The sequence below is a fragment of the Acidobacteriota bacterium genome (genome assembly GCA_040754075.1).
Taxonomy (GTDB): Bacteria; Acidobacteriota; Blastocatellia; order UBA7656; family UBA7656; genus JBFMDH01.
This window is the reverse complement of record JBFMDH010000041.1, coordinates 51,546-62,231: the sequence shown is the minus strand read 5'-3', so window position 1 is coordinate 62,231 and position 10,686 is coordinate 51,546. Positions and strand designations below refer to the sequence as shown.

Genomic DNA, 10,686 nt, shown 5'->3' with positions numbered 1-10,686 from the left:
GCAGTGCGAATGCAGGGAAGACGTTCTTAATCTTCGTGACGGGAAGTGGCGGCACGAGCCGCAACCTGACATCCGCAGTTGCCGGAGCACCGGCGGGATGTGCGTTGGGTAATGAACAGGGCGTTCAGGTCACCTTCAAGTGTGACAATCCGCCGACGCAACAACCGGATTGTACTACGAACCCGAATCTACCTGGATGTACGTCAAACTTCGATATCGCGTTGATCAATAACTGCCAGTTGGTGAGAACCGATGCTGGCGGATTTATCCTGATCATCACGGGAAGCAACATCGAGAGCGGCGCGAAAGTCACAGTTGGCGGAACGCAGTTCACGAAGTTGAAATTCAAGAAGGCTGACGCTGCGAATGCAGGACGGTTCACGCAAGTTCAGGTGAAGGGACAGAGCGTCTGTGCCAAGATACCTGGCTCAATCGTGGTGACCAACATCGGAACGACAGCTAAACCCGGAAGGGATTCTATGGCATTCAATTGCACGGCAAGCTGTCCATCACAAAACTAATTCTTTAGAGATGGGCAAGGTTTTTCATTTGCTCATCTTTATCGAATCCTTATAATAAGGGAGGATGAATTTCATCCTCCCTTATTTTTTTACAGAGATAAAATGATGACCGACAAGAAAAAAAGCCAGGATGACATCAGTTCGGATACGCCTAATAAAATGCAACCGCAATTTTCTTCAATCACCAAAGATAGAGTCAACCATCCTTCACGAAAGCTCGAAGCCCGTGCCAGAGGATTTGGCATTGCCGCAGGGTATGAAAAAGCTTTTAATCAGGATGAATCGAAAACCGTCAATCGAGATAAAACCGTTTATGGGCCAATACCACATGCAGGCTATTTTGGTGCAGGGTTAGGTTTACGACCCTTTAAAAAAGGTCAGGCGGGGTTCAGTAATGAATTAGATTGGTATAAAAACCAATATGGTGAAAAAACTACTGCCTATGATGAAAACAAAAAGAAGTAACCCAATTTAATTCGCCGATTTTTGATTACAGCTATTGCTGCTCGATTAACTTTCACGACCTGCCTTTTTCGTCAAAAGCGAAACTGCAACGCCCGTGATAACCACCACAAAGGGGCCGATAGCATTCAAATATAACCAGGCAATATTGGTCGTCCAACTGGTGAAAATCACTGCGCCCATCCCTGCAATAATTCCCCAGAATGCTCCGTTTCCATTGGCTCGTTTAAATAAAAAGCCCAATAAAAATACGCCAAGAATCGGCCCATAAAAATGGGAACCCACTTTATTGACCGTCTCAACCAGCGAGGTTCCCCAGCGACCGGCAAAGGTGGCGATGACGGTCGCAAAAATTCCCCAGAAAAGGGTAAATAACTGGCTGGCTCGAAAGTAATGGGTTTCGGAAACATCCTTCACGAAAAACCGTTTATAAAAATCAATCATTGATGCGCTGGATAACGCTGCAACTTCAGCCGATATTGATGACATCGCAGCCGCAAAAATTACCGCAATCATTAACCCTAACATGCCAATTGGTACATATTTTAGAATAAAACTGGGATAAACATAGTTGACATCATTACTGCTGGAGATGGTTTTAATAATAGCCCCAGCCGCCTTGCGTTTTTCTTCAACCGTTTTATTGAGCGAATCAAATTGCCTTAATAACTGCGCGGTTTCATCGGCATTGCCATTTTTTCGCGATTCCAGCAAACGATTACTGACCGCTTTGCGATCTTCAAAAGCGGTGTCGAATTCCGCCTTGAGGTCTAGAAATTGTTTCCGAACTTCATCGGAAACAGATTGGCTGGTTTCGATTTTTTGAACCTCAGCCGGATTAAAAAAAATCGGGTGATGTTCAAATTGATAAAACACCATCAAAAACACGCCGGTTGCTAAAATTAAAAACTGCATTGGGACTTTGAGAATCGCGGTCATAATCAATGACATTTGACTCTCTTTTAATGAACGGGCGGTGATATAACGTTGAACCTGACTCTGGTCGCAACCGAAATAAGAGAGCATCAGGAAAAACCCACCCAATAAACCGGAAAGCAGGGTGTATTGATTTTTCGGGTCGATGGATAGGTCTATGGCATTCCAATGATTCGTAACTCCGCCCAAATAAATTGCATCCGAAAAGGTGACGTTCTGCGGTAAACCATCAATTACTAAATAAAGACCAACAAAAACCCCGACGAACATCAGGAGCATTTGCATAGTGTCTGTCCAGACAACCGCTCGAACCCCTCCCCAGGTGGTATATAAAATCGTTGAAATCCCCATTAATAAAATGGTCCAGAATTCACTCCACCCCAAAATCACAGATAAAACCACAGATGGGGCATAGAGCACGATACCAACCGACATCCCTCTTGAACACTGAAACAGAAAACTGGTAAGCGCGCGGGTTTTGGTATCGAATCGCCGTTCAAGATATTCATAAGCCGTGTAGACTTTTGCCCGGTAAAAAAATGGGACGAAACTGATGCACAACAAAACCACTACGATTGGCAGCGGCAAATAAATCTGAATAAACCGCATGCCATCGTTGAATGCTTGTCCGGTGGTTCCAATAAAGGTGATGGCGCTGGCTTGGGTTGCCATCACTGAAAGACCCGCAGCCCACCAGGGAATGCTACGGTTTCCCAAAAAATAACTTTCTACATCTTTTCCCTCACGACTTTTATACATCCCAACAAAAATCGTAAGTGCTAGGTAAAGGGCAAAAATAATCCAGTCAGCTAGTCTCATGGGTGATTAAATATCCGTGTGAAGAAATAGAGAATGAGAATTTGCAGTGACCCGTAAACCAAAACCAGGATGTAAATCTGCTTCCAACTTGACCATAATCCCAGTTGCTCTTCATCGTCCTGCTGTAGAAGGAGCACATAATCAGTTATTTTTTCACTGAAACTGGGTGAATCCTTTTCCGGGTCTTCAACAGACATCAAAACGCTCCTGATTCAGAAAATTTGCGATATTCTATGGTAGCACTTGATGGGCGTCAATAAAGACGCTAAAACTTTTATCATCCCGGCATTACAAATTCGTTTGAAACTTTCAGTGGATATTAAATTGGGAGTAAGCCTGTGCGCCTATTAATCAAAAAAACACCAACGCTCATCACCTATGGAATTTTGTTTAATCTGATTCTTTCCTTCATTCCCTGCAATCCATATTCTGTCAGGGCAAGCAATCGTCAAAAACCTGACGCCGCAGCCATAGGCGAAGCGATCAGAAAATTGGGGACAATCGCCAGCGTCCTTCATACCGGCGCGCATCCCGATGATGAAGACAGCGGATTGCTGGCTTATTTTGCCAGAGGACGGCAGGCACGCACGGCTTATCTTGCACTGACGCGCGGCGATGGCGGACAAAATCTGATTGGCTCCGATTTATATGAAAAACTTGGGGTGATTAGAACCGAAGAGTTATTAGCCGCAAGACAAGTTGATGGAGCGAAACAATTTTTTACTCGCGCCTATGATTTCGGATTCAGTAAATCGCGTGCAGAGGCGTTATCGAAATGGAGCCAGGATGAATTATTAAAAGATATGGTCAGGGTGATTCGCCAATTTAGACCTTTGGTGATTATTCCGGTATTTACCGGTACAAGCAGTGATGGTCACGGTCATCATCAGGCTTCGGGTTATTTGACACCGATTGCCTATCAATACGCCGGTGATCCAACGAAATTTCCCGAACAGATTGCTGAAGGTTTAAGACCTTGGAAAGCCAAAAAACTTTTTATTCGTTCCGGCGGGTTTCAACAACCGCGCAATGAACCCTCTAAAGAAAAAGGAGTCATTTCAATCAATACAGGGCAATTCGATGCGTTGTTTGGTCGAAGCTACTTTGAAATCGCCATGCAAGGTAGAAGCCTGCACCGGTCACAGGATCAGGGCGCTTTACAACTGAAAGGCGACCGTTATTCGTTTTATAAAGTGGCGGATAGCAATGTGGAAAAAACTGAAAATCCCAAAGATGTATTTGACGGGATAGATGTCTCGCTCGCTGGTATTGCCGATTTTGCGGGGCAATCTGCAAATCGCATTCGCCCGCAATTAATCGAAGCACAAAAAATTGCCGATGAAGTAAAAGAAAAATTTAATCCTTATGAAACCGGTAAACTCTCTCCGTTAATCGCCAGGGGGTTGCAAACCATTCGAGCCATTCGGGAGGCGCTTTCAAAAAATAATTTAAGTGAGGATGAATTTTATAATACGGATTTTTTATTAAGACAAAAGGAAGACGATTTTGCCGATGCATTAACCAAAACCGAAGGCATTGTGGTTGATTGTCTGGCGAGCGATGAAATGGTGGTTCCGGGTCAAAAATTCAAAGTAAGTGTTGTGGTTTACCGCAACCTGAATTTATCGGGCAATGAATCTGCCGATGCCGCAAATAATCTGGCTTTTAAACTCGCTTCAACAACCAATGCTAAATTACAGACCCCCGACAATTGGTTGATTGAACCTTCAGCCCTCAGTCCTTCGATTATCGGCACTCGGTTTACCAAACAAATGGATTTTAATGTGACGGTTGCCAAGGTTGCAGAAGTTACTGAACCGTACTGGCTCAAGCAACCCCGAAACGGCGATTTGTATGTTGCCGGTAAAGGAGGGATAGGGATTGAACCGCAGGCTCAGCCAGTCATCATCGCCCAAGTTGAATTGGAAATCAGCGGGCAAAAAATAACCATTCATCAACCGGCGCAATTTCGCTTCGCAGATAAGGCGCTTGGAGAAATCCGGCGCGAATTGAAAGTCGCCCCGGAAATCGCAGTCAAGGTTTCTCCGACACTATTGATTAGCCCGACCTCGAACAAAATAACCAATCGCGAAATTATCGTGACCTTGACCAATAACTCAAAAGATAAACAGACGGGAAGCCTGCAACTGAATTTTCCTTCAGGTATAAAGAGCGGTTCGTGGAGCATTTCACCGGAAAATACGGTATTTGATTTAACTCGCAAAGGTGAACAGGCTACGTTTACCTTGAACCTGAAAATTCCCGCGAATAGCCCGGTGGGGGATTACGAAATCAAAACAGTTGCAAAAACGACTGATGGCAGAAGCTTTTCAAAAGGCTATCAACTCATCGCCTATCCACATATCGAACCGCGATTGATTTATCAGGAGGCGGTAACGAAAGTAAAAGTGTTTGACGTTGCGGTCGCACAAAATTTAAAAGTGGGTTTTATCGAAGGCGCGGGTGATGAATTTGCCAATGCGCTTCTCAGGTTAGGCGTCGATGTTCATATACTGGATACCAAAGAAGTGGCATCCGGAGATTTGAATAAATATGACACTATTGTGACTGGCATTCGCGTCTATGAAGTTCGCCCTGACGTGATTGCCAATAACAAACGCTTGCTCGAATACGTTAAAAACGGTGGAACCTTGATTGTTCAATACAACAAAAATGAATATGCCACGGGAAATTTCGCGCCCTATCCGGTCAAAATGCCAACCCAGGGGTTTGAGCGCGTCACCGATGAAAATGCCCAGGTCGCCATCCTCGAACCGGCACACCCTTTATTTAACTTCCCGAATAAAATCACTGAAAAAGATTTTGAAGGATGGGGACAGGAACGCGGAGTTTATTTCTTAACCGAATGGAACGAGAATTTTAAACCGTTGCTTGCAAGCCACGATCCGGGTGAAACCGATAAAAAGGGCGGGGAAGTGATTGCGCAGTATGGCAAAGGAAATTATGTCTACACCGGTTATGCCTGGTTTCGGCAACTGCCCAACGGGGTGATGGGAGCTTATCGATTAATCGCGAATTTGGTAAGTTTGCCGAAGGCAAAAAGTGTTCAGAAAGCGGTTAAAAAATAAAAAAATTAAGTCGGATGGTTCTGCAAATCGCTTCAAGACGACAGTAATGAAATTTCGCATCAGTGATTGGCGGAGTTAAATAACCCTTTGACTCTCGGTTTATGCCATCATTTGTGAAACCGACACCAGATATTAACCAATAGGAGTATATTGTACGTTTAATCAAATAAATGATGCCGTTTGATTATTGTTTTGTGCAGTTAATAACCCCACAATGAATAATGTAGAAGTGTATTCATACATTATTTTTGGAGGGAATCACATGATGTCAACAGATGATCGGGATGTTCTTGAAGTCTTAAAAGCCGAACTTAACTTTTTGGAAAAAGGCGGATATGGGCGCTCGGTTAAAACCCCGCAAGTGCCAACCTCAATTTTTCTTGATTCGCTTAGCTGTATTAATTTTGCAGACCCGCAAAGAAGCCACCCTTGTCAGGAATGTTTGTTGATTGATTTTGTGCCGGTTGAATCGTTGAATGAAAAAGTACCCTGCCATCATATTCCGCTGAATCCCAAGGGAGAAACTATTGAGGTATTGGAGAGTAAAGACAATCAACAAGAGGTGGAGGAAGTCATGAAAGATTGGCTGAGGGCGAAAATCAGCGAGTTGGAAAAAACCGCTGAGCATTAATTGCCATCAAGCCGACAAAAATTGATTTTTGATTTTATGCTTCTGACAATCCTATACTGTGTTTGATGATTACAATTCAAAAAGCACCGGTCGAATTGTGTGGGATGACCGAAGATGAGTTGCAGGCATTTTTAATTTCACTTGATGAGAAGCCCTTTCGCGGAAGACAAATCTATTCGGCAATCTATCACCGGCGAATTACCGAATTTGATTCGATAACTGAACTCCCTAAAACCCTCAGACTAATCCTGAAAAATAAAGCCGTAATCACGCGCACCCAAATTGAGAATATCTTTACATCCAGCGATGGAACCCGACGTTACTTATTAAAACTCGCAGACGGGCAGGAGGTTGAATCGGTTTTTATGCCCGAAGAATTCCGCGACACCATCTGTATTTCCAGTCAGGTCGGTTGCCCGCTCGCCTGTGATTTTTGTATGACCGGGGTGTTGGGGTTAAAGCGCAATATGACTGCCGGTGAAATCGTTTCGCAAATCACCCTGGTTTTGAATGAGGTTTACGGCGAAGGCAACCTTCCGCCACATGGAACCAACATTGTAATGATGGGGATGGGCGAGCCGTTTTTGAATTATGAGAATGTGATGCAGGCGATTCGGTTATTTACCGATGCCGCAGGATTGGGCATCGCGCCGCGCCGAATCACGGTTTCGACGGCGGGTATCGTGCCGCGCATTTATGATTTTGCCAAAGAAGAAATCCGACCGAGGTTGGCGATTTCGCTTTCCGCTCCCAATGACGAAATTAGAAATCAACTGTTTCCTATTAACCGGAAATATCCATTGAGTGAATTAATGGCAGCGTGTCGCAACTACCCGCTTGATGAACGCGAACGATTAACCTTTGAATATGTAATGCTGAAAAATATTAACGATAGCGATAAGGATGCACACGCATTGGTTCGCCTGTTAGCCAATATCAAAGCCAAAGTGAATTTAATTCCGCATAACCCCGCGCCGGAACTTCCTTATCTCTCTTCACCGATGGAACGGATTTTAGAATTTCAAAAAATATTGGTAGCCGCAGGTTTACCTGCGTTTATTCGTCGCCCTCGCGGTCAGGATATTTCAGCGGCATGTGGGCAGCTTGCCGCCCGTCATCAGGCGAGCGGTTGAATTACCGTTTTGAAAGTAAAATCAACCCAAGTATACACAAGATGATACCTGTAACATTCCAGCGTGACAGCGATTCTCTAAACCATAGCAGACCAATCGGAATCAAAATCAAGGTTATCGCAATGTTGACATAAAGATTGGTTGAATTGATTCGCCAACCCGCGCGATAGGCGAATAAAAAACCGATTTCAATTGCCGCCGCTCCGATGCCAATCCCCACCATTGCCCAATGTAGATTTTTTAATTCAGGTAAAATCGGTTGATGGGGGTTGAAGATGAAAAAGCAGACCGTGACTACCAGAAGACTCGATAGATAGGCGATGATTAAAGCAAAAATCGGGTTCGCATCTTTTGGTACGGTTTTTTGCGCGACGTGATAGAGGATTCCACCCCCTACCGCCAGGATTATCGGAAGAAAATAATTTCGCATTTTAAATTTTCATCGGCTGTTAAATAATCAATAAATTCTGCAACCTGCGAGGTGAACATTAACAGGTTGGTATTTATATTTTCACTCATAATGTAGTGCGATAACCGGTGCGACTTTGGCTGCGCGCCTTGCCGGTAAAAAACTGGCAATCAAACCAACGATTGCCAGAGTCAAAGAGATGATTAAAAAGGTCATTTTATCTGTGGCGCTGATGCCGAAAAGTAAACTCGATAGCACAGGAGCCAATCCGAATGCGCCCAGTAAACCAACGCCGATACCGATTAGGATTAGCGCCATTGCCTGACCTACCACCAGTTTTAAAATGTCTTTTTGTTCTGCGCCAAGCGCCATACGGATGCCGATTTCATGGGTGCGCTGATTGACCCAGTATGAAATGACGCCGTAGATACCGATGATTGCAAGCAACAGCGCAAACACCGCGAACACAAAAAGTAAATACATAGCGAATCGTCTTTTCGCCAGGGAATCCGATAGCCGTTGTTCCATTGTATTTACATCATAAATCGGAAGCTCCGGGTCAATCTCTTGAATTGTAGAAGAGACAGCTTTAATTAATTCTGTGGAATTGTTTGAGGATTTAACCACCAAATAGCGGCTCCTGATTGGAAATTGGTTGATGGGATAATAAACGGTTATTGGTGGTTCGCTTTCCAGACTAAACTCTTTTTGGTTACTCACCACTCCAATCACGGTTCGCCAGGTGCCAGCGTTAGCGCGTTGGACACGTTTGCCAATCGCTTCTTCACCGGGCCAGAATCTTTGTGCGAGGTGTTCATTGACAATCGCGACCTCCTGAGCGCCTTTGATATCGCGTTCATCGAAAGGTCGCCCTTTGATTAATCGAATACCCATCGCGCTGAAATATTCCGGCGCGATGAAATTAACCGTAGAGATGATTAAATCCTCACCGGGTTTTGGAACATAACCGTCAATCACGGTCGGTTCCCATCCTGCCGAATTTGAACTGAGCGGTAACAGATAGCTTGATGCGACATTTTGGATGCCCGGTAATTCTTTTACTTTTTCATCCAGCCGTTTATAAAAAGCGATAACACTGTCAGGTGTGTTGTAACGGGTGCTTGGTAGTGAAAGTCGAAGTGAAAGGACATTTCGGGGATTAAACCCAAGATTGGCTTGTTCGATTCGCTGGTAACTGCGAATCAGGAGTCCGGCAGCAATCAAGAGAACCAATGATAAAGCGACTTCAGAAATAACCAGTAAATTGGTGAGTTTGTAATGCCCACGACCGAAACTCCCAGTACCACTCGAACTGCGTCCGCCATCTTTTAAGACGTTGTTTAAATCAACGCGTGTCGCTCTTAATGCCGGAACCAAGCCGAAAATAATACCGGTAAGAAATGAAATGAAAATGGTAAATAGCAAAACCCGTTCGTTGATTTCGATGTCATTTAAACGGGGAATATTTGCCGAGCCATAAATTTGAACAACTTTAATTGCCATATAAGAAAATCCTAAACCGATGCAGCCACCAACGATTGATAGGAGCAAACTTTCAATGAGCAATTGGCGAATAATCCGTAAGCGACTGGCACCGATTGCCGAGCGAATCGCCATCTCTTTCTGGCGTGTGGCAGCCCGCGCCAGCAGGAGATTTGCGACATTGGCGCAGGCAATTAACAGAACGCAAATAACCGCCCCGGATAAAATGTAAAGCGGCAGGCGAATATCTCCGACGACCTGTTCAAGCAAAGGAACCACACTGATGGTCAGCCCGCCATTTGACGGATAATTTTGCGGATATTGCTGCTTCATTTGTTCAGCGATGGCATTCATATCCTCTTGAGCCTTCGCAATCGAAACCCCGCTTTTCAGTTTGGCAAAAATATTAAAATCTTCGCCGTCTCTTTTGCTTCTGTCGCTTTCGTTGACCGTCAAGGGCAACAGGATGTCGGCTTTTAAAATGCCACTCACCGTTGGCATGAGTTCTTTATTCAAAACAAACTCTGCGGGCATCACGCCGACGATGGTGTAACTTTTATCGTTTAAAACGAGTGATTTTCCGATTGTATCCGCATCCCCGCCAAATCGCCTGAGCCAAAAACCATGACTGAGAATGACCGTCGTGGCTTTGCCTTTTTCATCCTCTTCGGGTGAAAAAATCCGCCCTCGAAATGGTTCAACTCCGAAAAGCGAAAATATTGATGAAGAGACCTGCGCGCCTTCAATGTGTTCGGGGATTCCATGCCCTGTGAAGTTGTAACTTCCACCAATCGTTACTGCGACTTCATCGAACACCTGATTTTCGCTTTTTATATCCAGATATTGACCCAATGAAAACCAGTCCTGGTCGATATTCAATCCGGGCGAGCGATTCCATAAAATCGCCAAACGATCAGCATCTTTATATCCCAATGAACTGAGTAACAGCGCATTGGTGACCGTAAAAATCGCGCTATTTGCGCCAATACCGATAGCCAGTGATAAAATCGCAACAATCGTCAATCCCGGTTTTTTAAGTAACGCGCGGATGCCGAAGCTGATGTCTTGTAGAACCGTCCCCATCAATTTCCTCGAGAATTTTTTGAAAATGAGAAGCTGGATTGCAGGCGATTATCCGGGATTATTTAGTAAAAATCCAGGCGATGATGAAACCACCGAAAGGAATAATAAATTTGCGGGAAGA

Annotated in this window: 9 protein-coding genes; 5 read left to right on the top strand and 4 right to left on the bottom strand. The window is 44.5% G+C overall.

Annotated elements, in window-relative coordinates; translation table 11 throughout:
• Both AB1757_28350 and AB1757_28345 read left to right on the top strand, forming a co-directional pair.
• A partial coding sequence (locus AB1757_28350) for a hypothetical protein (GenBank protein MEW6130976.1) occupies window positions 1-521 on the top strand: 521 nt, incomplete at its 5' end.
• Window positions 522-623: 102 nt separating this feature from the next.
• Window positions 624-986 (top strand): hypothetical protein, encoded by a 363-nt coding sequence (locus AB1757_28345; protein MEW6130975.1) that lies wholly within the window; start codon window positions 624-626, stop codon window positions 984-986.
• A gap of 45 nt (window positions 987-1,031) precedes the next feature.
• Here AB1757_28345 and AB1757_28340 read toward each other — a convergent pair whose 3' ends face one another.
• Together AB1757_28340 and AB1757_28335 are read right to left on the bottom strand one after the other, a co-directional pair.
• Window positions 1,032-2,678: a sodium:solute symporter gene (locus tag AB1757_28340; GenBank protein MEW6130974.1), complete on the bottom strand. Its 1,647-nt coding sequence runs from the start codon at window positions 2,676-2,678 to the stop codon at window positions 1,032-1,034.
• 56 nt (window positions 2,679-2,734) lie between these two features.
• Window positions 2,735-2,935: a hypothetical protein gene (locus AB1757_28335; protein MEW6130973.1), complete on the bottom strand. Its 201-nt coding sequence runs from the start codon at window positions 2,933-2,935 to the stop codon at window positions 2,735-2,737.
• A 141-nt stretch (window positions 2,936-3,076) separates the two neighbouring features.
• Here AB1757_28335 and AB1757_28330 point away from each other — a divergent pair, with 141 nt between their 5' ends.
• From AB1757_28330 to rlmN, 3 genes are all read left to right on the top strand, one after another.
• Complete coding sequence (locus tag AB1757_28330; GenBank protein ID MEW6130972.1) at window positions 3,077-5,827, top strand: PIG-L family deacetylase; 2,751 nt, start codon at window positions 3,077-3,079, stop codon at window positions 5,825-5,827.
• Window positions 5,828-6,041: 214 nt separating this feature from the next.
• Window positions 6,042-6,458 (top strand): hypothetical protein, encoded by a 417-nt coding sequence (locus AB1757_28325; GenBank protein MEW6130971.1) that lies wholly within the window; start codon window positions 6,042-6,044, stop codon window positions 6,456-6,458.
• Window positions 6,459-6,523: 65 nt separating this feature from the next.
• A complete protein-coding gene (gene rlmN / locus AB1757_28320; protein ID MEW6130970.1) occupies window positions 6,524-7,591 on the top strand; it encodes a 23S rRNA (adenine(2503)-C(2))-methyltransferase RlmN in 1,068 nt (355 codons plus the stop codon).
• Window position 7,592: 1 nt separating this feature from the next.
• Here the strand turns inward: rlmN and AB1757_28315 are convergent, their stop codons facing one another.
• Window positions 7,593-8,021, bottom strand: coding sequence for an EamA family transporter (locus AB1757_28315; protein ID MEW6130969.1), 429 nt, complete (start codon window positions 8,019-8,021; stop codon window positions 7,593-7,595).
• Between the two features lie 81 nt (window positions 8,022-8,102).
• The gene (locus AB1757_28310) at window positions 8,103-10,565 is read right to left on the bottom strand and encodes an ABC transporter permease (protein ID MEW6130968.1); all 2,463 of its coding nucleotides are present in this window, start codon (window positions 10,563-10,565) and stop codon (window positions 8,103-8,105) included.
• Window positions 10,566-10,686 lie beyond the last annotated feature (121 nt).